Annotated in this window: 23 protein-coding genes and 1 tRNA gene; 6 read left to right on the top strand and 18 right to left on the bottom strand. The window is 53.4% G+C overall.

Translation table 11 applies throughout. The features are described 5' to 3' along the window. The first annotated feature begins 136 nt into the window (after window positions 1-136). A tRNA-Thr gene (locus FKW31_RS09810) sits at window positions 137-209 on the top strand. An 88-nt stretch (window positions 210-297) separates the two neighbouring features. On the opposite strand, the gene FKW31_RS09805 is transcribed toward FKW31_RS09810, so the two are convergent. The 11 genes from FKW31_RS09805 to FKW31_RS09755 all read right to left on the bottom strand — a co-directional run bounded on the left by FKW31_RS09805 (window position 298) and on the right by FKW31_RS09755 (window position 8,936). After that, on the bottom strand, window positions 298-1,986 hold the full coding sequence (locus tag FKW31_RS09805) for a glycosyltransferase family 39 protein (RefSeq protein ID WP_150178432.1): 1,689 nt from the start codon (window positions 1,984-1,986) through the stop codon (window positions 298-300). After that, window positions 1,980-2,753, bottom strand: a complete 774-nt coding sequence (locus FKW31_RS09800; RefSeq protein ID WP_150178431.1) for a glycosyltransferase family 2 protein — start codon at window positions 2,751-2,753, stop codon at window positions 1,980-1,982. Before FKW31_RS09800 ends, FKW31_RS09805 begins: the two co-directional genes overlap by 7 nt. A 26-nt stretch (window positions 2,754-2,779) precedes the next feature. Beyond that, complete coding sequence (atpF, locus tag FKW31_RS09795; protein ID WP_006115398.1) at window positions 2,780-3,283, bottom strand: F0F1 ATP synthase subunit B; 504 nt, start codon at window positions 3,281-3,283, stop codon at window positions 2,780-2,782. Window positions 3,284-3,306: 23 nt separating this feature from the next. Next, a complete protein-coding gene (locus FKW31_RS09790) occupies window positions 3,307-3,888 on the bottom strand; it encodes a hypothetical protein (RefSeq protein WP_150178430.1) in 582 nt (193 codons plus the stop codon). A gap of 49 nt (window positions 3,889-3,937) precedes the next feature. Continuing rightward, entirely contained in the window at window positions 3,938-4,162 is a 225-nt protein-coding gene (locus FKW31_RS09785) for an ATP synthase subunit C family protein (protein WP_003624142.1), read from the bottom strand. A gap of 55 nt (window positions 4,163-4,217) precedes the next feature. Next, window positions 4,218-4,967, bottom strand: coding sequence for a F0F1 ATP synthase subunit A (locus FKW31_RS09780; protein ID WP_006115401.1), 750 nt, complete (start codon window positions 4,965-4,967; stop codon window positions 4,218-4,220). 55 nt (window positions 4,968-5,022) lie between these two features. Further along, window positions 5,023-5,325, bottom strand: coding sequence for an AtpZ/AtpI family protein (locus FKW31_RS09775; protein ID WP_063354691.1), 303 nt, complete (start codon window positions 5,323-5,325; stop codon window positions 5,023-5,025). 119 nt (window positions 5,326-5,444) lie between these two features. Continuing rightward, a complete protein-coding gene (gene ftsY / locus FKW31_RS09770; RefSeq protein ID WP_150178429.1) occupies window positions 5,445-6,374 on the bottom strand; it encodes a signal recognition particle-docking protein FtsY in 930 nt (309 codons plus the stop codon). 1 nt (window position 6,375) lies between these two features. Then, window positions 6,376-7,620: a tRNA (N(6)-L-threonylcarbamoyladenosine(37)-C(2))-methylthiotransferase MtaB gene (mtaB, locus tag FKW31_RS09765; protein WP_150178428.1), complete on the bottom strand. Its 1,245-nt coding sequence runs from the start codon at window positions 7,618-7,620 to the stop codon at window positions 6,376-6,378. Further along, window positions 7,617-8,429: a diaminopimelate epimerase gene (gene dapF, locus FKW31_RS09760; RefSeq protein WP_150178427.1), complete on the bottom strand. Its 813-nt coding sequence runs from the start codon at window positions 8,427-8,429 to the stop codon at window positions 7,617-7,619. Before dapF ends, mtaB begins: the two co-directional genes overlap by 4 nt. A 105-nt stretch (window positions 8,430-8,534) precedes the next feature. Beyond that, window positions 8,535-8,936 (bottom strand): VOC family protein, encoded by a 402-nt coding sequence (locus FKW31_RS09755; protein ID WP_063354695.1) that lies wholly within the window; start codon window positions 8,934-8,936, stop codon window positions 8,535-8,537. 45 nt (window positions 8,937-8,981) lie between these two features. On the opposite strand from FKW31_RS09755, the gene FKW31_RS09750 reads away from it, so the two are divergent. Both FKW31_RS09750 and FKW31_RS09745 read left to right on the top strand, forming a co-directional pair. Then, window positions 8,982-11,051: a hypothetical protein gene (locus tag FKW31_RS09750; protein WP_006115407.1), complete on the top strand. Its 2,070-nt coding sequence runs from the start codon at window positions 8,982-8,984 to the stop codon at window positions 11,049-11,051. 121 nt (window positions 11,052-11,172) lie between these two features. Beyond that, a complete protein-coding gene (locus FKW31_RS09745; protein WP_006115408.1) occupies window positions 11,173-12,927 on the top strand; it encodes a DEAD/DEAH box helicase in 1,755 nt (584 codons plus the stop codon). 60 nt (window positions 12,928-12,987) lie between these two features. On the opposite strand, the gene FKW31_RS09740 is transcribed toward FKW31_RS09745, so the two are convergent. Next, window positions 12,988-13,548, bottom strand: coding sequence for a hypothetical protein (locus FKW31_RS09740; protein ID WP_238332790.1), 561 nt, complete (start codon window positions 13,546-13,548; stop codon window positions 12,988-12,990). Window positions 13,549-13,732: 184 nt separating this feature from the next. Here FKW31_RS09740 and FKW31_RS09735 point away from each other — a divergent pair, with 184 nt between their 5' ends. Beyond that, on the top strand, window positions 13,733-15,325 hold the full coding sequence (locus FKW31_RS09735) for a S10 family peptidase (RefSeq protein WP_150178425.1): 1,593 nt from the start codon (window positions 13,733-13,735) through the stop codon (window positions 15,323-15,325). 68 nt (window positions 15,326-15,393) lie between these two features. On the opposite strand, the gene rpsI is transcribed toward FKW31_RS09735, so the two are convergent. Beyond that, window positions 15,394-15,882, bottom strand: a complete 489-nt coding sequence (gene rpsI / locus FKW31_RS09730) for a 30S ribosomal protein S9 (protein ID WP_003624653.1) — start codon at window positions 15,880-15,882, stop codon at window positions 15,394-15,396. Between the two features lie 5 nt (window positions 15,883-15,887). After that, window positions 15,888-16,364 (bottom strand): 50S ribosomal protein L13, encoded by a 477-nt coding sequence (gene rplM / locus FKW31_RS09725; RefSeq protein ID WP_006115057.1) that lies wholly within the window; start codon window positions 16,362-16,364, stop codon window positions 15,888-15,890. A gap of 206 nt (window positions 16,365-16,570) precedes the next feature. Here rplM and FKW31_RS09720 point away from each other — a divergent pair, with 206 nt between their 5' ends. Further along, window positions 16,571-17,902: a hypothetical protein gene (locus FKW31_RS09720; protein ID WP_150178424.1), complete on the top strand. Its 1,332-nt coding sequence runs from the start codon at window positions 16,571-16,573 to the stop codon at window positions 17,900-17,902. Next, complete coding sequence (locus FKW31_RS09715) at window positions 17,902-18,774, top strand: NADH-ubiquinone oxidoreductase (protein ID WP_150178423.1); 873 nt, start codon at window positions 17,902-17,904, stop codon at window positions 18,772-18,774. The genes FKW31_RS09720 and FKW31_RS09715 overlap by 1 nt, the downstream gene beginning before the upstream one ends. A 27-nt stretch (window positions 18,775-18,801) precedes the next feature. Here the strand turns inward: FKW31_RS09715 and phoU are convergent, their stop codons facing one another. The 4 genes from phoU to pstC are packed head-to-tail and all read right to left on the bottom strand — an operon-like array spanning window position 18,802 to window position 22,224. Further along, window positions 18,802-19,518, bottom strand: a complete 717-nt coding sequence (gene phoU, locus FKW31_RS09710) for a phosphate signaling complex protein PhoU (RefSeq protein ID WP_006115060.1) — start codon at window positions 19,516-19,518, stop codon at window positions 18,802-18,804. A gap of 17 nt (window positions 19,519-19,535) precedes the next feature. Continuing rightward, entirely contained in the window at window positions 19,536-20,366 is an 831-nt protein-coding gene (gene pstB, locus FKW31_RS09705; protein WP_089179738.1) for a phosphate ABC transporter ATP-binding protein PstB, read from the bottom strand. Beyond that, a complete protein-coding gene (pstA, locus tag FKW31_RS09700; protein ID WP_006115062.1) occupies window positions 20,363-21,238 on the bottom strand; it encodes a phosphate ABC transporter permease PstA in 876 nt (291 codons plus the stop codon). Before pstA ends, pstB begins: the two co-directional genes overlap by 4 nt. 2 nt (window positions 21,239-21,240) lie before the next feature. After that, the gene (pstC, locus tag FKW31_RS09695; protein ID WP_063354702.1) at window positions 21,241-22,224 is read right to left on the bottom strand and encodes a phosphate ABC transporter permease subunit PstC; all 984 of its coding nucleotides are present in this window, start codon (window positions 22,222-22,224) and stop codon (window positions 21,241-21,243) included. Window position 22,225: the final 1 nt, after the last annotated feature.

Below are 22,225 nucleotides of genomic sequence, written 5' to 3'. Positions count from 1 at the left end.
ACACTCAAAACAGAATGGCACCCCTGCTTAAAGCCAGAAATGCCGTTTTGTTGTTGTTCAAGTCACCGGGTGAATTGCAATTTCTCCTTGCGTAGGCATGGGGATCATGATAGTCACCGCCCCGCAAACAAAATGTGCCCGCTTAGCTCAGTTGGTAGAGCACGTCATTCGTAATGATGGGGCCGGTGGTTCGAATCCGCCAGCGGGCATTTCCTTTTGCACTTCCCAAAATACTGAATACGCTTTTGCATTATGCTGTAGAATTGCGTTTTATATCCATCCAATCAAACAGATTTATTACTTTGGTGGCGTATTCAGCTTGTACAAACTTATAAGCAAATGGCGGCCGTTAGAATAATTCATTCCACCTACAGTGCCCAGACTGACGGCATCTTTCGCTTTATTCCCCAGCGCTGCCATAAATACTGATGTATCTCGCTTATCAACAAGCGCGACCGTGCATTTTGCATCTGCCTTCATGGCTGATGCCGCATTTTCTGCGCCTGTTAGCAGCACTTTGCCCCCAAGCAGAAAGACCAGACTGGGTTCAGAAAATGACACTGAAACAACATGCGACTCTGCACACGGTTGGTGTGCCTGCACCAGTGCTGTCAGGCGTGGTGCCAACCAGATGCTCTGAATCTGCGGCACAACAACTGTAAACAACCCCACATAAAGCAGTACGGCAGCAGCCACACTGCTTAACGCTGCCTGCTGCAAACGCGCACGCGTAATGTACCATGCAGAAAGACCAACAAGCGGCAACACACCCACAGCCAAAACAATTGCTGCTGCAGATATCTGGTGTTCAAGCACCCAAACAAGCGTTGGACCGGCAACAGCCAAGGCAATACCTACCAAAGCCCATGCAACAGCATAAATGCCTAGCAATACCTTGCCCCAAACACGAACAGGCCAATTGCGCCATACATCCCCACCCTGAACCAGAAACGCGGCTGTAAGAATGGCAATAGCTGGATAAGTAGGCAGCACGTAATGCGGAAGCTTTGTAGCAATAGCTTCAAACACCAGCCAATGCGGCATAATCCAGCACAGCAAATAGCGCACAGTCTCTTGCTTACGCGCATGCCAAACCAAGGGCACCACGCACGCAGCAAAAAATGATCCAGGCCAGAACGCCAGCAGGAAAACCAGCAGATGGTAACCTGGCGGCAGCCCATGCGCTTGCTGCCCGGAAGCCACTTTGCCTAAAAAATTGGTGCCAACAGCATTCCGAAAAAATTCACCGTGGCTCACAACCCCAATAGCTACACACCACGGCACCAGAATAGCAGCAGACAAAAGCCAGCCCCATGCCGGACGCATTCTGCGCCACAAACCGAAATCCCGCTCCAGCATCCCCAACACCAGTGGTGTGGCAAGAGATGGGATAAGAATGACCGGCCCTTTCAACATCAAGCCGCAGCCAATAGCGCCCCAATACAGCAAAGCCCGTTTTACTGGTGTGGCCACGCCTTGCTGGCGATCTCGCAAAGCACCTGTTAGCGCCAATTGGGATAGCAGCACCGTCAGCAACAAGCAGGAATCGATCGTAGCCATCCGGCTTTCTGCTGCCACCAGAACAGAAGCCATAAACAGCAAACCCGCACCAAGTCCGGCCGATGCCCCAAACAGCATGGAGCCAATAAGCGCCGTTAGAACAACGGCACCAGACATGGCCAAAAGCGAGGGAATGCGATACGGCCATACAACCCGCTGATGCTGCATGCCTGTAAGAGAAACAGCAGCAGCCTCCAGCCAGTAAATACCAGCGGGCTGTAAATAACGTGGTTTGTCCTGAAAGCGCACATCTACAAAGTTGTGCGATTCTAGCATCTGCGCCGTGGCTTCCATGTATCGGGGTTCATCCCGATCGAATGGTGGCGTAACGGCCCGCCCCGGCAAAAACAGCAAAAAAGCAGCAAGGCCTAAGAGCAGCAGGGCTTTAATAGAAAGTGGTTGGTGACCGTTTTTCTGCTTCAGCATTCACGAATCGATTTTGGAAGATGTGTGCGATTCCGTAACCACATCACGCCCAGCAGATCCCGCACCCCAACGACAGCACGATTGAAGTTGGTATATTTAGACTGCCCATGCAAACGCGGCCTGTGTGTAACTGGGTGACACACCAACGGCACACCGTAAGATGCAAACAATGCCGGAAGAAAACGATGCAAACCTTCAAACTGCGGCAAGCGCAAAAAGTCTGCTCGCTGAAAAATTTTGATCGGCGCACCTGTATCCGGGCACTGATCATTGAGTAATTTTTGTCGCAGCCCATTAGCGAAACGTGTTGCAAAGCGGCGAGACCAACCATCTTTACGGCGCGTGCGCACCCCTACAACAAGCGGTGGCCTACCCTTGGTAGCCTGTGCCTGCGCAAGGGAAATCAACTTACCAAGTTCACGCGGATCATCCTGGCCATCGCCATCAATTGTGGCAATCCAAGTCCCTCGGGCAGTTGTAATGCCTGTACGCAACGCGGCAGACTTACCGCAACGCCGATCATGAGAAAGAATACGCAAGTTCGGCAAACACTCATCCCGCAAGCGCTGCAAAACTTCTACGGTTTGATCCTGGCTGCCGTCATCCACAAAAACAACTTCGGCCGCAGGCAATTGCTGCATGGCCTCGGCTAATTCTCGGCAAACCTGTGGCAGGTTATCCTGTTCATCCAAAACAGCAATAACGATGCTCAGTACAAACTGAGCATCGTTATGCTGTGACGGTACGGCTGAAACCAGACCTGTCACATCTTCACCATTCAGCTGATAATGTTTCAGGCTGCCTTGCGCGCAAGAGCGGCAGGCAAACCAGCCAGCGCCTGATCAACAAGCCCTGCGGCTTTCTGTTCATCAAGCGTCTGAGGAATAACACCATTGGCAGCCTGTACAGCCACATCAATTGCAAGCTGACGCACTTCTTTAATAGCAGCACGTTCTACAGCAGCAATACGATCACGTGCCATTTGTTCATGGCGCTGCACAGCGGCTTCTGCCTCTGCGCGTGCTTTCTGGGCCATTTCGGCAGCCTGCTGATGAGCCTGCTCCACATAAGATTTGGCTTCTGCCAGTGCCTGCTCACGATCACGCGTGGCATCTTCTAGCATCTGCTCTGCTTCTCTTCTCAAGCGGGCAGCTTCATCCAGTTCTTCACGGATACGGTTGGCCCGGCTGTCCAGAATGGTGGCAATAGGCCCCCAAATCTTTTTACCAACCAGCACAAAGAACAGAACAAACGAAACAGCGACCCAGAAACCCGCTTCGTGAAAAATGCCAGACATGACGAAAATTCCCCCGGAGCTGGTCAGATAGTGCTGTGCGCCGAAGCGCTTTCAACCTTCTGGGCAACAAGCTGAGCATCAGGCACAATACCCGTCAGACGCTGAACCAGAGCCTGCGTGGTATCACCCGCAATTTCTTTAAGCGCGCTCAATGCACGCGTTTTTTCCACAGCCACGCGTTTTTCGGCATCAGCAATTTCTGCTGTTACCCGCGCGTTGATTTCCTGCATCTGCTGTTCGGCTGCTTTATGTTCTTCTGCCAGAACCTGATCAAGATGCGCCTGAGCTTCTGCCATGGCATCTTTACGGGCCTGCTGAAGTTCAGCAACAGCTTTATCGGCATCCTGCTTGGCCGCACGTGCAATTTCCAGATCCCCGGAAATACGCTTGCTACGGTCTTCCAGCACCCGGGTAATACCGGGCAGCATGGCTTTGCTGAGCACCATATAAAAGACGAAGAAAATTACCGCGCCCCACATAACCTGACCGGTTACAAGGGGGTTGGCAAAATCTAGCTGAGGCATTCCCGTGGCATATGCACCAGGCGCGGAAACGGCCAGAAGAGACACACCGGAAACCGTTGCGAACAGACCGGCACGAAGCATCTTCTTAATCACACCCACAGGAATGTTCTCCTCTTTCCTGAAAGCTTTCTCAGACGAACAGGATCAGGAACGCGATCAGCAGCGCGAACAGAGCGATAGCTTCTGTCAGAGCAAAGCCGAGCATACCCAGACCGAACACATGCGGACGGGAAGCCGGGTTGCGCGCAATGCTGCTTACCAGCGTGGAGAAGATGTTGCCGAGGCCGATACCAACGCCGGCAAGGGCGATCACGGCGATACCTGCACCGATTTCCCGGGCTGCAGCGATGTCCATATCAGTCACTTCCTTGTTTCAAGTACAGTTCAAACGAAACGGGCAAAGCAGCTCCTCAGTGAGCCACGGCCTCCCGCAGGTAGATGCACGTTAGAATGGCAAACACATAGGCCTGCAACACACCAACAAGCAACTCAAGAGCCATCAGTGCCACGTTAATGGCAATCGGCCCAACCGCAAACACGTCACCCACCACACCAAAACCGGCGAGCATGACAACAAAGCTTGCGAAAATATCGAACATGACATGCCCGGCAACCATGTTGGCGAACAGTCGGATGGAGAGGCTGACAGGACGCGAAAGAAAAGAAAGAATTTCAATCGGGATCAGCAGCGGAGCCAGGAATGGGCTAGCGCCTTCCGGCATAAAGTGCGCAAAGAAACGCAGCCCCTGCACCTTAAGGGAGACAATAACCGTAAGCACAAACACCATCATGGCCAGCGCAAAGGTTACAGCAATATGGCTGGTAAACGTAAAGGAAAACGGCAGCAGACCAATATAGTTACCGGCCAGAATAAAGAAGAACAGCGTGAAGATGAATGGGAAGAAAGCCGTGCCTTCTGGCCCGATCGTATCAACCGCCATGTTATGAATAAATTCGTAACAAACTTCTGCTGCAGCCTGCAAACGACCGGGAACCACCGCTGCTGGGCGCATACCAAAATACAGGAATGCCAGAACCAGACACACTGCCACAATCATGTACAGGGGGGATTGGCTGAAACGCAATGCTTCGCCCAGCCCACCAAGAACGGGATGAAGCTCAAACTGTTCAAGTACGTTGATGCTGGAACCGCCCGCCACAACCGCTCTCCTAAAACCCTTTACCGCATCCGAATCATATCCGGATTACAGCTTCTTACTTACCGTCTATCGACTTGACCAGCCGCCAAACATTCAGCACGCCAGCACCTCCGCCCATCAGTGCGAAAATAATGAGAAAAACTGCCCGGGTTTTTAGCCAGTGATCTAGCTCCCACCCAATGGCAACGCCCACTATCAGTGCTGAAAGCATTTCTGCCCCAGCTCTTAGCGCCAACCCAGGAAGAGATTGCTCTACAGCATCTTCTTTCTCGGCTGAATCTTCCTTTTTTTCCAAGCCGGAGCGGCGTTCTGCCGCCTTTAGCCGAGCATCAAAGGAATCGTTACCGTTCTTACTCATTCTTCGCCCCTTCAGAGGGGTGCAGGCGCTTGCTAACGGGGCTGTCATATCCTGTCAAGAAACCATGATGGGTAGATGCATCAAAATCTGTCTTTTCCATCATAATTCCCCACAAAAAATCAGACTGTGTCCGTCACGCCCACTAAACCGCGCGCATAATCCACAGCGGAGAACGGCCGCAGATCTTCTGCCTGTTCACCTACACCCACAGCATGCACAGGCAACCCAAACTGATCAGCCAGCGCCACCACAATGCCCCCACGGGCAGAACCATCTAATTTTGTCACGACCAAACCGGTCACATTCACAAGTTCGCGAAACACTCGCACCTGCTCCACGGCATTCTGGCCAGTTGTGGCATCTAGCACCAACAACACGGAATGTGGCGCTGCTTCATCGAACTTACGCATGACGCGAATAATCTTGGCAAGTTCTTCCATCAACGCACTTTTATTGTGCAAGCGGCCAGCCGTATCTACAAACAGCAGATCAGCCCCTTCCGCCTTACCGCGCTTAAGTGCCTCAAAGGCCAGACCAGCCGCATCTGCACCGGGAGGACCGGCAATAACCGGGCAACCCGTTCTTTCACCCCAGATCTGCAACTGCTCTACAGCAGCGGCGCGGAAGGTATCACCCGCTACCATCATCACCTTCTTACCTTCTTCGGTAAAAAAGCGGGCCATTTTGCCAATAGTGGTGGTTTTACCTACGCCATTCACACCCACCACCAGCACAACATGGGGTTTGTGTTCAGGATCAGGCTCAAAAGGCTTTGCAACAGGCTCAAGAATCGCGGCAATTTCGTCTGCCAAAGTTGTCCGGATTTCCTCATCCGTCACTTCGGTTCCGAAACGGGAGGAACGGAAGGATTCGATAATACGCTCTGCAACAGCCGGGCCCATGTCTGCTGTAATCAGCAGGTCTTCCAGCTCTTCCAGCGCTTCGTCATCCAGCTTGCGCTTGGTGAAAATGCCCGTAATCCCCCCACCCAGTTTTTGGGTGGAACGCGACAAGCCCTGCTTGAGACGAGAGAAAAAACCAAGCGCCATCTCAGATCCTTTCCACCACCAACCCGGCCTTATCGGCCATTGTGGGCTGAAGGGTTATAATTTCCCCCACTTCGGCTTCACCCTGCGCAAGCCGCACCGGCGCAAACTGTTCACTATGGCCGGTTGTGGGGGTTTCCATCAGCACACGTAGCGGCTGACCTATAAGACTTTCATAATACCGGGCGGCAGAAACCGCCCCCACCTCCCGCAACTGCGCAGCACGTGCCTTGCGCTCGGGCACAGGCACCGCACGCATACGCGCAGCAGGCGTTCCTGGGCGTTCACTATACGGAAAGACATGCAGATACGGCAGCGCCTGCTGGGCAAGAAAATTGCATGTTTCTTCAAACAGCGATTCGTCTTCTGTTGGAAAGCCCGCAATAATATCAGCACCAATTCCAATATCTGGCCGCAAGCTTCTTGCACGTTCCACCACCCGCGCCGCATCGGCCACCAAATGCCGCCTCTTCATACGTTTAAGAATAAGGTCTGACCCAGCTTGCAAAGAAAGATGTAGATACGGCATAAAACGCGGCTCTTCTGCCAGAAGCTGCCAGATATCCTCGTCAATCTCTACCGGATCAACCGAAGACAGACGCATCCGCTCCAACTCTGGCACCAAACGCAACACGCGGCGGCAAAGCTGACCAAGCACCGGTTTGCCGGGCAGATCTTCCCCCCAGGATGTCATATCTACCCCGGTGAGCACGACTTCCCGATACCCAGACTGCACCAAAGCACGCACCTGCTCCACCACTGCACCAACTGGTACAGACCGGGAAGGCCCGCGTCCAAACGGAATGATGCAAAACGTGCACCGATGATTGCACCCTTGCTGAACCTGCACAAAGGCCCGTGTACGGCCTGCAAATTCAGTAACCAGATGCGCAGCGGTTTCCTTGGCTGCCATGATATCGGATACAGCAAGCGGCTGAGACAAAGCAGCGGCAGACCAACTTTCGGCCTTTAGCTTTTCCTCATTCCCCAACACACGGGCTACGCCGGGCAGATCACTCCAGCTTTCGGGGTTAATCTGGGCAGCACACCCGGTAACCACAATACGAGCGTCCGGGTTTTCACGATGCGCCCGACGAATAGCCTGTCGCGCCTGCCGCTCTGCTTCTCCCGTAACGGCACAGGTGTTCACGATAATTACATTATCCAGTGAAGCTGCGTGATTACGCATCACTTCACTTTCCCATGTGTTCAAACGGCAGCCAAATGTGAGAATTTCCGGCTTGCTCATTCCGGGTACGCGGCCAGATCAACCGTCCCTTCAAAAGCTGTTGTTGCAGAGCCTGTCATGAGCACATGATTGTTTGGTGCCCATTCAATCTGCAAAATACCACCATCCAGCTCGACTTCACACACACGCTCTACCAAACCGCGCCGCGCCGCATTCACTACCGCGGCACATGCGCCAGAACCACAGGCCTCCGTCACACCGGCTCCACGTTCATGCACCTTAAGCCGCATACGTGCAGATCCATCAATACGCGCAAACCCAATATTGGCCCGTTCAGGAAAAAGCGGATCATGCTCCAGCGCATGCCCTTGAGAGAGACGCGCAAAATCTTCCACAAAAAACGTTGCGTGCGGGTTCCCCATAGATGCAGCCGCGGGATCACCCTCCAATGGCAGATGCAGCGTATCCATTTCCGCAACCAAAGGTACATCCTGCCAATTCAGGCGAGGTTCACCCATATCTACCGTAATCAGCCCGTTTTCTTCTATCCGTGCAGGCAAACGCCCAGCACGCGTTTGCAGCACAGGCGTTCTGTTGCCCGTTTCACGCCAGATCAGATCAGCCACACAGCGTGATGCATTTCCGCACGCGCCTGCCTCTGATCCATCGGGATTAAAAAAGCGCACAAAAACGTCTGCCCCTTCCGCACAGGCCGGACGCAACGTTACCAACTGGTCACACCCAATGCCACGGCGCCTATGCGCCAAGGCAGCAATACGGGCTGGCGTAAGGGGCAAATGCCCACCACGCTCGTCCAGAATGACGAAATCATTCCCCAGACCATGCATTTTACGGAAAGATGTCAGCATGCCGTGGCTTATACGCCACTTTAAGCGCCGATGCCATGAGAGAAAGCAGCCAACAGGCCCGGAAATCAGTCTTTTCCGCGCCCTGCTGGCATAATTGTAACGTGCTTACACAAAGCGCCCCGGGGCACCGCGCTGCAATACTTCAATTTTATAACCATCCGGGTCTGTCAGAAAGAAGAACTGCCCAACCACATGGCCTTTGTTTTCCAGCGTTTTAACCGGCGTAACCGGGTGCCCGGCTGCTTCCATACGCGCATGTTCACGCTGCACATCTGCAACAGACACGGCAAGATGGCCGTAACCCTCACCTAAATTATAAGGCTCAGTCCGCCCGTGGTTAATTGTAAGTTCAAGCTCAAATGTCTGCTCATCATTTGCCAGATATACCAATGTAAAACTCTCAAATTCAAACCGACCCACAGGTTTGATGCCTAACGTATCTGCATAAAAATGTGTGGATCGTGCCTCATCCAACACCCGCAACATGCTGTGGATCATCTTGGCCATAAAAATATTCCTTTACCAAACAGAGCATAATAAAAATCGAAGCCTGTGCTTAACGCACATCTTTTTTCCTTGAAATTATTTTTTAAGGAGAGAGCTCTTTACGGCAAGCCAAGGAAAATGGTTCACATTCATATAAGAACCACTTCAACAATATTTGAAAAGCGAATGCGCATCTTCCGCCAGTTTTCCTGCCGCATGGCACATCATATTAAAACAGGCCTATGCATGGGCACTGTGCTGGCTTCTGGCGGAATGGCCATGAATTACGCTTTTCCGGCTTATGCCGCGGCAGATGATGCGGCCTCCCTTGATGCGTTGGAACAGCAAATTTCGCGCATTCAAGCCGAACAGCACGAATTGCAAAAAGCGTTGGTAAGCGTGCAAAAGCAGATTGCCCAGCGGCGCGGCACAGCACACGCCAGCAATGGCAACTCCTCTACGGGCAGGGCTGTTTCTGGCAGCCACCACGCAGTTGCCAACTCAGGTTCAGGCTCTGGTGTTACCGTTGCCATGCAGGATGGCACAATTGCCAGCACAGCCTCCACTGATCCGGGTATTAGTGCGCCAGCCTCAACGCGTTCTGGCGGCTCCTTGCGCCATGCTATGGGCCCAGACGCACAACCTGTGTTTTCTGGCAAAAATGATACCCCGGAAGTGGAATCTGTTGTCGGGCATCGCGCAGAAGATATGATTGCCCGCATTGCAGACAACCAGGTTGGCGCGCATCAGCGTGAAACTGCTGGCGCACAGGCTGCTGGCGCGCTGGGTGACCACGGGGTGTTCCACCTTGGGCCGCTTACCCTGATTTTGGGTGGTTTTTTGGATGCCGCAGCGGTGGAATCAAACCGCCATACCTCCACCGGCACCTTCAACTATTGGGCGGACATGCCTTACAAAGGGGATGCCCGTTACCATACAGACAACTTTGAGGGTAGCGCACGTTACAGCCGCATTTCTCTTATGGCTCGCGGCAACATAGATAAAAACTCCACCATTTCCGGCTTTTACGAAATGGACTTCGGGGCTGGCGCCTCCACAACAGATCCGTACGAAAGTAACAGCTACACTTTCCGTATGCGCCAGCTTTATATGGCCTACGATAACAGTGCTCTGAACTTCCACTTTCTGGCTGGGCAAGCATGGAGCATGCTCACACCAGGCCGCGTGGGTATTATTCCGCGTCAGGAAAATCTGCCACTCACCATCGAATCCTCCATGCTGGCAGGCCAGACATGGGCGCGGCAGCTACAGTTCCGGTTTGTAAAAGACTTTTTCCAACACAGACTGTGGGCCGGTCTTTCCATCGAAAACTCGGCCACGCTGTATAATGTTGACAGCTTTTCCAGTGTAACGGATGGGCAAGTGCGCTTACCAAACGGGCGTATTGCAACCATAGGGTATGACGGCACTGGCCTGACCAACAATGCCCTTTTCCCCAACGAAATTGCTCCAGACATTATTGGCAAACTGGCATGGGACCCACACTGGGGCCACTACGAAGTTGAAGGCATTCTGCACTTTCCTCATACACGTGTTTCTGAACTTGGGGGCGGGCGCAACCATACTGCCATTGCTGGTGGTGGTGGTGGCTCTGTTGTCCTTCCAGTTCTGCCGCATAAGGTAGAGGTGCGTCTTGCTGGTTTGGCTGGGGTGGGTATTGGCCGTTACGGGTCTGTGCTGCTGCCGGATGCCACGCTTAATTCTAAAGGTGAGCCCTCACCAATTCCATCCATACAAGGCACGGCTGGTATCATTGCCCATCCTAACCAACTTATCGATGTGTATGGTTACTTTGGGTATCAGCAGGCTGGACGTCGTTACTTTAATGCCAATGGCTCTGCCTATGGGTATGGCAACCCATCGTTTGATAACAGCGGCTGTAATGTTGAAATGGCCACCGAGCTTTCAACCCTTGGCTGCACAGGCAACACCCGCAGCGTCATGGAAGCCACCGTTGGCGCATGGTATCGTTTCTTCAAGGGCCATTACGGCACTGTGGAAGCCGGTTTGCAGCTTGCTTATTCCCGCCGCAAGGCTTGGGAAGGGCTAGGTGGCGCGCCAAGTGCTGGTATGAGCCAGGTTTTTATGGATTTCCGCTATCTTCCTTTCCAGTAAAAGCGCATAATTCCTGTGCTATAAAATCATGCAGTACAGGGTTCTGCCGTCAAACTACTAGCTTTTCCGGGCAGGAACCTTTATCTCGCATTTCTATTCCCGTTGCCCGGATCCGGATTGTATGCCTTTTCAGAATGCTCCTGCCCCTCTCGCTCGTGCTCTTGCTGCACGCGGCTTTACTGCTCCTACCGCTGTTCAGGCCGCCGTTCTGGCCGATGATGCCAAAAATCGCGACCTGCTGGTTTCAGCCCGCACCGGATCTGGCAAAACTGTTGCTTTCGGCCTAACGCTGGCTGACCTGCTGCTGAATGATGCAGGCCGCTGCGTGCCGTCTGGCGCGCCTATTGCTCTGGTTATTGCCCCCACGCGTGAACTTGCCTTGCAGGTACGCAGTGAGCTGGAATGGCTGTACGCCGAAACCGGCGCACGGATTGTTTCTTGCGTTGGTGGCATGGAACCCCGCAAGGAAGCCCGCGCCCTTGCCTCTGGCTGCCACATTGTTGTGGGCACGCCGGGCCGCCTGTGTGACCATCTGCGCCGCGGTGCACTTGATCTTTCACACCTGAAAGCCGTGGTACTGGATGAAGCAGATGAAATGCTTGATCTGGGCTTCCGTGATGAACTGGAAACCCTGCTGGACGCCATGCCCAAAGAGCGGCGTACCCTGCTGTTTTCCGCAACCATTGCCCGCGATATTGCAGCCCTTGCACGCCGCTATCAGCAGGATGCCCTGCGCATTGACACGGTGGGGACAAACACCCCCCATGCCGATATTACCTACCGCGCCGTTCTGACAGAACAGGGCGATATGGCAGGCACGGTTGTAAACGTGCTGCGGCTGATGGAATCCTCCGCTGCCATCGTTTTCTGCCATACGCGTGAAGCTGTACGCCAGTTGCAGGCGATTCTGACGGAACGCGGTTTTTCCTCCGTCGCCATTTCAGGTGATCTGGGACAGAATGAACGCAGCCGCGCCATAGAAAGCCTGCGCCACGGCCAAGCCCGTGTATGCGTGGCAACAGACGTGGCCGCTCGCGGTATTGATATTCCGGATTTGGGGCTGGTTATCCATGCCAGCCTGCCTTCCAACCCTGCAACCTTGCTGCATCGCTCCGGTCGTACAGGCCGCGCAGGCAAAAAAGGCACTTGTGTACTGCTGGTACCGCCAGCACGCAGAAGATTGGCAGAACGTCTGCTTCAGGCTGCCAAGGTAACCGCAGAATGGAGCGGCGCCCCTACTCCAGCAGCTATTGCTACTGCGGATGCCGAACGCCTTTTGGCTGCGCCATTCCTTTCTGCCCCAGCACCAGAAGATGCAGAAACACAAACGCTGATCAGTCGCCTAGCTGCCGAACACACACCAGAGCAACTTGGGGCGGCCCTTGTTGGCCTGTGGCATAAAAGCCTGCCTGCCCCTGTTTCCGTGCGGGTGCTCACACCAGATGCACGCCGTGCTGCCCCGCGTGAGCGTGATCCCAACCGTCCTGTGCGCGAAAGAGAACGCGCACCCGCCATGGATGGCAAATGGTTCCGTCTTTCTGTTGGTCGTGAAGATCGGGCAGACCCCAAATGGTTGGTGCCTATGCTGTGCCGGTTGGGGAACATTAAAAAGCAGGATATCGGGTCTATCCGTATTACGCAGGATCATACACTGGTTGAAATTTCTCCAGATAAAGCCGAGCAGTTTGCATCTTGCGCTTCTGCTACGGACCCGGACGAAATTACAGTTGAACCCGCAGCAGCACCCCGCAAAGGTGGCGGTGGCGGATCTCGCCCAGCCTATGCTGATCGGAAACCAAAAGGTGGTCGCTCTTTTGCACCACGTCGGGAAGGCGCTAGCAAAAGCAATTCTTCCCGCAAGCGTAAGCCGAAATAAACTTTATACGCATCAACTCATCAGGCCGCACATAGCGGCCTGATGTCGTTTAAGCCAGCCTTACAAAGGCGGTAGAGTGGTTGCATCCCGAAGGTCGGAAGAAACCCGGTCTTTCTGAGCTTTCCAAGCCTTCCGCGTATTTTCCCCCGCATTATTCCAACGATCTGTAACATTTTTTTCTGCATTGGTTACACGGTCGCGTTGAGCCTGTAGCTTCTCACGCGCTTCCTCACCACTGTTGTTCCAGCGGTCACGTACATTCTTTTCCGCGTTGGTTACACGGTCGCGTTGAGCCTGTAGCTTCTCACGTGCTTCCTCGCCACTGCTGTTCCAGCGATCACGCACATTCTTTTCCGCGTTGGTTACACGATCGCGCTGAGCCTGTAGCTTCTCACGTGTTGCTTCGGTGCTGTTGTTCCAACTATTTCGCACCTGATCCCGCGCAGCCTGACCACTATTTCTGAAACCAGATGTCAGATTATTTGCATCATTACGCACGCTGTCACGCGTTGCATTCAATTGATCTTTTGCATCCTGCTGTAAGCAACCTGTTAGAGACAAACACGGATCAGCGTGTGCCAAAGATGCCGTACCTGCCAGAGCTGCTACAGATAAACTCATCACCGCAAATTTCTGAACAAATCGCATAATAACCTATTCTTTCTTCAATCCTGTCCACATAAAGCGGAACGTTGATGAATTTTTAGACATGTAATTCTGGCAAAAAATAGTCCACCCCGGCCCTTGCGAGAACACGATTGCAGACGCAGCATAGCGGTAAGTATTTTCGACAGTACCAAGGATCATGCGTATCGTGATGAAACCTGTTTTCCACCCGGCAAAATGGCCAAATTTTAACAAGCTAAAGCTGGCTGGCTCTTTGGCTGTTGCCCTTAGTCTCTCCACCACAGCCATAGCCGCAACTGAACCATCACCACCGCCCGCCAAGGTCGCCCCCTCGGTAACGGGGCCCGCTCCAGCGCAAATCCAAACAGATACATTCCACAATGCAGCCGCCCTGCTGCCGCAAGATGCCATCACACATCACACTGGCATTTTTGATAAGCGAAAGATCTCCTACACAGCCCATACCGGCACCCTGACTTTACGGGATGATGATGGTGCCCCTACTGCACGTGTTTTTTACGTTGCCTACACGCAGGATGGCGTAGATCCGGCACATCGGCCTGTTGCCTATTTCTTTAACGGAGGGCCCGGCGCAGGTACGGCATACCTACATCTGGGTGCCGCAGGCCCCTCTATTCTTTCTTTCCCCAATGGCAACCCGGCAGATGGTGCCAACGCCCAGCTTACCCCCAACACAGAAAGCTGGCTGGCTGCGGCAGATCTGGTGTTTATAGATGCCCCCGGCACTGGCTGGTCTATCCCCACAGATACTAAAAAAGCTGCCAAAACATTTTATGGCGTCAAACAAGATGCCCACGCATTTGCCAAGGCCATTCAGCTTTGGGCGCAAAGCAATAACCGCCAGATTTCTCCGCGCTATCTTGTAGGTGAAAGCTATGGTGGCCTACGCGCCATTGAGGTGGCAGATGCCTTGGCGCAGGATCAGAATATTCTGGTGAATGGGATTATCATGATCTCACCTGCACTGGATATGACATTGCTGGATACGTCCAACGATATTCTGGCAACCAGTTTTGTCCTGCCTTCCTTAGAAGCATCTCAGCTAGCGCTCCAACATAAACTGACACCAGAAAACGCTGCGGGGCATTTGGATAGCGCATACCATTACGCTATTGGCCCTTACCTGAGCACATTGGCCAACGCACCACTTGCCGGAAACGCTGCGCAGGATTTTTACGAAGACGTTGCCACGCATTCCGGCATACCGCTTGAAACGGTGGCAAAAGAACGCGGCATGCTGCAGCCAGAAGCCCATGATGTGCGCAGCCGCAATGGGCGGCTTTATTCTCTGTATGACGGCACGTTTTCTATTGCTGACCCGTTCCCCGAAGGTGTGGAAAATGGTGCAAGCCCTGACCCCATTCTGGATGGCTTTACCCGTGCCTATGGCAGCGCATTTGAGCAATATGCCGCAACCAGCCTGAACTTCCGCACATCGCTGAGCTATTCACTTTTGAACATGAAGGTGAATGAGGAGTGGGATTATCGGGATGGCGGCAGCCCCATTGTCCGCCCTATTCCGACGCTCCGCCGCCTTCTGGCACTTAACCCAACCCTGCGGGTTTTTATTGCCAACGGGTATTATGATCTGGTCTGCCCTTTTGCCTCATCCCGCTGGGTGGCTGAGCATATTCCAGTAGGCAGAAACCGCATTGCCCTGCACACATACCCCGGCGGCCATATGATTTACATCCGGGCAGACAGCCGCGCAGCACTTGCGCAGGATGCCAAAACTTTCATGACACCATAAAAAAAAACGGGTGGGGAATTGCTTCCCCACCCGTTTCCGCCAAACGGTAAACCGTTTTTCCTGACAGATCAGCGCTTGCTGAACTGGAAGGAACGACGAGCCTTGGCGCGACCGTATTTCTTACGTTCCACCTTACGAGAGTCACGCGTAAGGAAGCCAGCAGCCTTAAGGATGCTGCGCAGTTCTGGTTCGTAATGTGTCAGCGCACGGCTGATACCATGACGAACAGCACCTGCCTGACCAGACAGACCACCACCCGTTACGGTGCAAACCACATCGAACTGATTGTAACGGTCAGACACAAGGAAAGGCTGGGTCAGCAGCATGCGCAACACGGGGCGCGCAAAGTAAGTGCCAACCGGGCGACCATTAACGGTGATTTCACCCTTGCCAGGCTTGATCCACACGCGAGCAACTGCGTCCTTACGACGGCCTGTTGCATAGGAGCGGCCCTGCGCATCACGCTTGGCTTCATAAACCGGGGCATCAGAAGCAATTTCTGGAACCACGGTCTTCAGATCGGCCAGCGTGCCTGTACGTTCCTGAGTTTCAGACATTCTGCTCAGCCCTTCTGCACGTTAACAACGTTCTTGCGGTTCATGGCCGCAACATCAAGCTGCTGGGGGTTCTGGCCAGCATGCGGGTGTTCTGCACCAGCATAAACATGCAGGCTGCGCATCTGCTGACGCTGCAGCGGACCGCGCGTGATCATGCGCTCCACAGCTTTTTCAACCAGCTGACCCGGATTTTTGCCTTCAAGGCGCTGCTTTACAGTGCGTTCCTTGATGCCGCCGGGGTAACCGGTGTGATAGTGGAAGAGCTTCTGATCAGCCTTACGGCCTGTCAGGGCAACTTTTTCCGCGTTGATGACAACAACGTGGTCACCGCAATCAACATGCGGAGTAAACTGAGGCTTATGCTTGCCGCGCAGGCGCTGGGCAATGATGACGGCGAGACGACCTAGAGCGAGACCTTCGGCATCGATCAGGATCCAGTTCTTCGTCACCTCCGCGGGCTTCAGCGAGAGGGTGGTCTTCATGACACTGATTCCATACTAGAACAGTTGTGTATCCAAGATGGCGCCTTATGCGGTGCCTAAAACAAAACGTCAAGCATTGTTTGCGTTGATGTCTGTATTTTCAGGGGGTTTTCTATAGGTAACATGTTACCGTGCCAGCGCTTGCAGCCCCATCCGCCATGCACTAAAGCTGGTTTTGTGTCCCGAAACAGTAGGATTTCCAACGGGTGAAGAAGAACGTTCTGATCATGATTTCCGGCATTGCCATTCTAGGCGGCATTGGTTGGCTTGGTGCACGCCATGCCGAACACCTTATGCTGGACAAAAGCATAGAGCGTTTTAGGCAAACCTTGGGGCCTGATGCTTCTTTTACCTACAAAAAAGCCACCCCCGGTGTGCTGGGGCGCAGTGTAAAATTTACCAGCCTTGTATTCCGCCAAGGGCCAGAAACCATAACGGCAGATGAAGCAGAGGTTTCTAAACCCGTTACCAAGGGCTCCGAGTCTCCGCTTATCGAGCATCTTTCCTTCCGCAACTTTCAGATGGCAGATACGGCAGGCAGTTTACATCTGGCAAAATTGGCCATGGAAGGCGTTACGCTTCCGGTAAAGGAAGACGTGCACACGCCAGCCCATACGCTTTCTATCCAACATGCAGAAGCCACAAAGCTGCACGGGTTTATTGATAGCCTGCAATCCGATATCTCTGCTGATACTGTTACAGTAGATGATTTTGGAGAAAGCATGGCCTCGCATCTTGAGGCCACAAAGCTGCAATTTTCTGCGGATGTCCCCCCTGCCCGCCATGTTTCTGCTGACCATGTTGGCATTGATGGCCTAGATCTGGCTGGGTTGTACAATAGCCTTACAACCGGCGCGGCTTATACTGCCCGCAACGGCACCCGCGATATCCAGATTGATCATCTTGCCATTGATGGCGACAGCCCACTTTTGCGCGCTGTGAAAATTCTGTCTCATTCCAGCAAATCCGAATCTGCTGAGCAGGAAGTTTCCAGCGTGCAGGATGCAGAACTCTGGCCGAGCATGCCTAATCTCGCGTGGTTACCCACCCTGGGTTATGATCGCCTACACGCCTCTCTGGTTTTGAACGATACACATGATCTAAAAACAGACAAACTGCATATTGAAGAACTGAGTATAGATGCTGCTCAAATGGGCCGTCTGCATTTGGATGGAGATTTTGCGCAGGCAGGTTCCCACGCTGTTGTGGCTGCAAACGCAGATATGCAGGTTTTACATATGCATATGAACTATATGGATCATGGGCTTGTACCTAAAATATTGGATCAGGCTGCCAAGGCGCGCAACATGAACCTGCACGATATGCTGGCCACATGGCAAGAACAGACCAAGCAGGGCAATAACCCAATTCTGACCCAAGCACTTACCTATGCCCTACACCCTGAAAAAGGCCCGTTGGATATCTATATCCAGCCGCAACGCCCGCTCCCACTCATGACAGTTCTGGCATCTTTAGGGGCTGTGGGTGTGGCACCACAAATTGCGCAGCAGGTTGGCCTTTCCCTGCATACGCCGTAATGCTGCCTCTTCATACACTTCAGCCTGCGTCAGATCCGGTTCATGTTATTGGGGCCTCAGGCCGTTCTGGGCGAGCTGTGTGTCAGGCTTTGCTGGCACAGGGTATTCCCATCATCCCGGTTGTGCGTAACGCCAGCCGGGCTGATGGGTTAGAAAATATTCGCATTGCCGATCTGACAGCCCCTACCGAGCTTTTAAAACCCGTGTTGGTAGATGCCACGCGTATTGTCTGCACAGCGCACGCGCGTAATATCCCTGCCTTGCTGGCTGCTGCGCCAGCTTCTGCCAAACTGGTATGTCTTGGCAGCACACGTAAATTCACACACTGGCCCGATGCACACGGCAATGGCGTTCTGTTAGGTGAAAAAGCCCTTATGGCTTCGGGGCGAGACAGCATTATTTTGCACCCCACCATGATTTATGGCGCTCAGGGTGAAAATAATGTGCAGCGCCTAGCTGCACTCCTACGCTTTTTGCCAGTTATCCCTTTACCAAATGGCGGAACAGCTTTGGTGCAGCCTATCTGGCAGGGAGATGTAACCGCCAGTATTCTGGCCGCACTTGCACAAACATGGGACGGCCCACGCAGCCTTGTTATTGCTGGAAAAAACGCCGTAACCTACAAACAGTTTGTCACTTTGGTGGAACAGGCCAGCGGATTACCCCCGCGCCCATTTATTTCATTACCTGCCAAATTGCTGATGGCGTGCGCCCATGTAACCTCTCGGCTTCCGGGGTTACCTGAAATCGGGCCAGACGAAATTCGTCGCCTGCTTGAAAACAAGAATTTCGATATTTCACCAATGCAGCATTTTTTAGGCGTGCAGCCCATAGATCTGCAGGAAGGATTAGCGCGTACCTTTAAAGGCTGATACGCGCCAACCTTTGATCTTATACAATCAAGACTCTTTATGAGTGTCTTTTCTGGCAGCGCCACCGCGTGGGCGCACTGCTGGCAGCATATTGCCGGTTACAGCGTAGTACACCCGCTCTGCAATATTGGTGGCGTGGTCACCAATACGTTCCAGGTTTTTCGCAACAAACAAAAGATGGATACATGGGCCGATCTTACGCGGATCTTCCATCATATACGTGACCAGTTCACGGAACATGGCTGTATACAGCTCATCCACAGCGGTATCTGCATTCCACACTTCCATGGCGCGGGTGCTGTCATTTTCCACCATGGCCTCAATGGCCTTGTGCAGATTTTCCTGAACAAGACGCGCCATTGCCCGTAACGGGCTGAAGGAAAACGCACCGTCCAGCGGCTCCACCTTCATGGCGCGGCGGGCAATACTGGAAGCGTAATCACCAATACGCTCCAAATCACCGCTCATTTTCAGAACAGCAACAATCATGCGCAAATCCACCGCCATTGGTGCGCGCAGGGCCAGAATGCGGATCGCCAGCATTTCTGCCTCACGCTCCAGCGCATCCACCTCTGTATCCAGTTCGGGTGGTTCAATAGCGGCTTCTTCGTCCTGATCCACTACTGCGGCAATAGCCTGCGCGGTTTGGCGTTCCACCAAGCCACCCATGCGGGCAACAATTCCACGCAGTCGATCAAGCTCCTGATCGTATCGGGTAACGGTATGTGCGGGTTCGTTTCCCATAACGTGTTCCTTTCTGCTTACCCAAAGCGGCCGGTAATATAATCCTGCGTCTGCTGTTCACGCGGGGTTGTGAACATGCGCGCTGTGCTGTCCACTTCAATCAGCTTGCCCATATAGAAAAATGCTACCTGATCCGCACATCGCGCAGCCTGCTGCATGTTGTGCGTTACAATAGCAATGGTGAACTCTGTTTTCAGTTCATCCAGTAACTCTTCAATACGAGCGGTGGAAACTGGATCCAACGCACTTGTGGGTTCATCCAGCAGAATAACTTCAGGCCTTACGGCAATCGTGCGGGCAATGCACAAACGCTGCTGCTGGCCACCAGACATAGCCGTAGCAGAACTGCTGAGCCTGTCCTGAACCTCAGACCACAAAGCCACGCGTCGCAGAGCATCTTCTACCCGCCCATCCATTTCTGAACGAGAAACACGCTCATGCAGCCGAATGCCAAAAGCAATGTTATCGTAAATGGACATGGGGAATGGTGTGGGTTTCTGAAACACCATGCCAATACGTGAGCGCAGTACGTTCAGGTCCACTCCGGCAGACAGAATATTCTGGCCATCAAATATCACCTCGCCCGTGGCCTTTTGCCCCGGATACAGATCATACATCCGGTTCAGCACACGCAGCAGAGTAGATTTACCGCACCCTGAAGGGCCAATCATACCCGTTACGCTGCGTTCGGGAAAATTAAGAGAAATATCGTGCAGCGCGTGTGACTTACCATAATAGAAATTCAGATCCCGCACTTGCAAAGCAATCGGGCGGGCATCTTTTTCTGTCTCGGCAACAGTCACTGTCTGCTCTGCGGCAACGGTTTCCGTTTGGACCTCTATGCTCATGTCCGTCCTCCACGGGTTCCGACCCGCACCACAATATTAATAATCAACACACCAAGTGTAACCAGCAGCGCACCTGTCCAAGCCTGCTGCATCCAATCCTGATAAGCTGAACCTGCATACTGGTAGATAGCCACAGGCAGGCTGGCCATGGGCCGATTCATATCAACAGACCACTCGGAATTCCCCAGTGATGTAAACAGCAACGGTGCTGTTTCACCCGCCACACGCGCCACAGCCAGCAGCACACCTGTAAGAATGCCGCCACGTGCTGCACGCAGGCAGATAAACAGGATCACCCGCCATTTTGGAGCCCCTAGCGCAATACCGGCCTCACGCATGGCAACGGGCACCAGATAAAGCATATCTTCGGTTGTGCGCACCACAATCGGCATGGCCAGAATGGCAAGGGCCAGAGAGCCTGCATAACCAGAAAAATGTCCTAGCGGCGCCACCAGCACCATATAGATGAACAGGCCAATCAGAATGGATGGAGCAGAAAGCAGCATATCAGAAACAAAGCGCACCGTGCGCGCCAGCACGCTGTTTGTGCCGTATTCTGCCAGATAAATACCTGTCAGCAGACCTGCTGGCGTGCCCAGCAGAATTGCCAATCCGGTTTGCAAAATGCTGCCCATAATGGCATTGGCCAAGCCGCCATTCTGGCCCGGTGCGGCCATAGAATGTGTAAACAGGTTAATGCTTAGCCCAGCTAACCCGTTTTTAAACAGTGTCCATAAAATGGACCCCAGAACACACACAACAATCAGCATGGCCAACCAGCTCAGGCCGGTCGCCATTCTGTCGGTCACTTTCCTGCGCAACAGAAGCGAGGCAGAACGATCAGACCGAAGCAGGGAACGTGATGTGGCCATTCTTAACCTCCCGCAGCTTTCTGCCCACGGGCCAGAAGCCAGCGAGAGAACCAGAGTGTCAGGAACGAAATCGCCATCAGAATAGCCCCCAGCGCCATAAGAGACGCCAGCTTCAGGCTCCCTGCCGGGCTTTCGGGAAATTCCAGAGCAATAAGAGAGGCAATGGTGTTGGCCGGTGCAAAAAGTGACCAACCAATATGGTTGCTATCCCCAATAACAAAGGTCACAGCCATTGTTTCACCCATGGCACGGCCCATGCCCAACACAACAGCGCCAATCACACCCTGCCGAGACCACGGAAGCACCACGTTGCGCATAACCTCCCAGCGCGTTGCGCCCAACCCGTAGGCACTTTCACGCAATACCGTGGGCATGGAAACAAACACATCCCGCATAACGGCGGTAATGGAAGGCGTAATCATAATCGCCAGAATAAGGCTGGCAGTGAACAAGCCGGTGCCAAACGGTGCGCCTGCCACAAGCGCAGAAAGCCCAGGCACATGCCCGAACAGATGCCGCGCTGTAGGCTGCACATAGTGGGCAACCAACGGCACCACCACAAAAAAGCCCCACATCCCGAAGATAATGGAAGGAACAGCAGCCAGAAGCTGCACAGCCATGCCAATAAAAGCCGCCGCTGCCGGAGGCGCAAGGGCTGCCAGCCAGAATGCAGTCCCAAAAGCCAATGGCACCGCCACAACAAGCGCCATCGCACTGCTGACAATAGTGCCAAAAACGGGTGCCGCCGCCCCAAAATGCTGGGTAACGGGGTTCCACACCGCAGATATAAGGAATTCAGGCCCAAACACAGCAAAGGCTTTCCAGCCCCCTACTGCCATCACACCAATAATGGCCCCCAGCACCACCAGAACACCAACACCGGTTGCTATCACCAGCATCCTGAAGAAAGGATCTGCTGTGCGAACACCTCCGGCTGGGTGGTTCTTTTTTGTTGCGGGCAGGGGCTGCCTTGCGGAAATTTCCATC

It is taken from the genome of Acetobacter sp. DmW_136 (genome assembly GCF_008690365.1).
GTDB lineage: Bacteria > Pseudomonadota > Alphaproteobacteria > Acetobacterales > Acetobacteraceae > Acetobacter > Acetobacter oryzifermentans.
Note: the sequence above shows the minus strand (reverse complement) of the source record. Positions and strands in the feature narration are given on the sequence as shown.

What these genes read in the sequence shown, in the direction of transcription:
- FKW31_RS09745 (WP_006115408.1), top strand. Translation starts at nt 11,173, where the DNA reads ATGCCTTTTCAGAATGCTCCTGCCCCTCTCGCTCGTGCTCTTGCTGCA.
- mtaB (WP_150178428.1), bottom strand. Translation starts at nt 7,620, where the DNA reads ATGAGCAAGCCGGAAATTCTCACATTTGGCTGCCGTTTGAACACATGG.
- ftsY (WP_150178429.1), bottom strand. Translation starts at nt 6,374, where the DNA reads ATGGCGCTTGGTTTTTTCTCTCGTCTCAAGCAGGGCTTGTCGCGTTCC.
- pstB (WP_089179738.1), bottom strand. Translation starts at nt 20,366, where the DNA reads ATGAGCATAGAGGTCCAAACGGAAACCGTTGCCGCAGAGCAGACAGTG.
- FKW31_RS09735 (WP_150178425.1), top strand. Translation starts at nt 13,733, where the DNA reads ATGCGTATCGTGATGAAACCTGTTTTCCACCCGGCAAAATGGCCAAAT.
- FKW31_RS09715 (WP_150178423.1), top strand. Translation starts at nt 17,902, where the DNA reads ATGCTGCCTCTTCATACACTTCAGCCTGCGTCAGATCCGGTTCATGTT.
- FKW31_RS09805 (WP_150178432.1), bottom strand. Translation starts at nt 1,986, where the DNA reads ATGCTGAAGCAGAAAAACGGTCACCAACCACTTTCTATTAAAGCCCTG.
- FKW31_RS09775 (WP_063354691.1), bottom strand. Translation starts at nt 5,325, where the DNA reads ATGAGTAAGAACGGTAACGATTCCTTTGATGCTCGGCTAAAGGCGGCA.
- dapF (WP_150178427.1), bottom strand. Translation starts at nt 8,429, where the DNA reads ATGCTGACATCTTTCCGTAAAATGCATGGTCTGGGGAATGATTTCGTC.
- pstC (WP_063354702.1), bottom strand. Translation starts at nt 22,224, where the DNA reads ATGGAAATTTCCGCAAGGCAGCCCCTGCCCGCAACAAAAAAGAACCAC.
- FKW31_RS09785 (WP_003624142.1), bottom strand. Translation starts at nt 4,162, where the DNA reads ATGGACATCGCTGCAGCCCGGGAAATCGGTGCAGGTATCGCCGTGATC.
- pstA (WP_006115062.1), bottom strand. Translation starts at nt 21,238, where the DNA reads ATGGCCACATCACGTTCCCTGCTTCGGTCTGATCGTTCTGCCTCGCTT.
- FKW31_RS09755 (WP_063354695.1), bottom strand. Translation starts at nt 8,936, where the DNA reads ATGGCCAAGATGATCCACAGCATGTTGCGGGTGTTGGATGAGGCACGA.
- FKW31_RS09740 (WP_238332790.1), bottom strand. Translation starts at nt 13,548, where the DNA reads ATGAGTTTATCTGTAGCAGCTCTGGCAGGTACGGCATCTTTGGCACAC.
- phoU (WP_006115060.1), bottom strand. Translation starts at nt 19,518, where the DNA reads ATGGGAAACGAACCCGCACATACCGTTACCCGATACGATCAGGAGCTT.
- atpF (WP_006115398.1), bottom strand. Translation starts at nt 3,283, where the DNA reads ATGTCTGGCATTTTTCACGAAGCGGGTTTCTGGGTCGCTGTTTCGTTT.
- rplM (WP_006115057.1), bottom strand. Translation starts at nt 16,364, where the DNA reads ATGAAGACCACCCTCTCGCTGAAGCCCGCGGAGGTGACGAAGAACTGG.
- rpsI (WP_003624653.1), bottom strand. Translation starts at nt 15,882, where the DNA reads ATGTCTGAAACTCAGGAACGTACAGGCACGCTGGCCGATCTGAAGACC.
- FKW31_RS09790 (WP_150178430.1), bottom strand. Translation starts at nt 3,888, where the DNA reads ATGCTTCGTGCCGGTCTGTTCGCAACGGTTTCCGGTGTGTCTCTTCTG.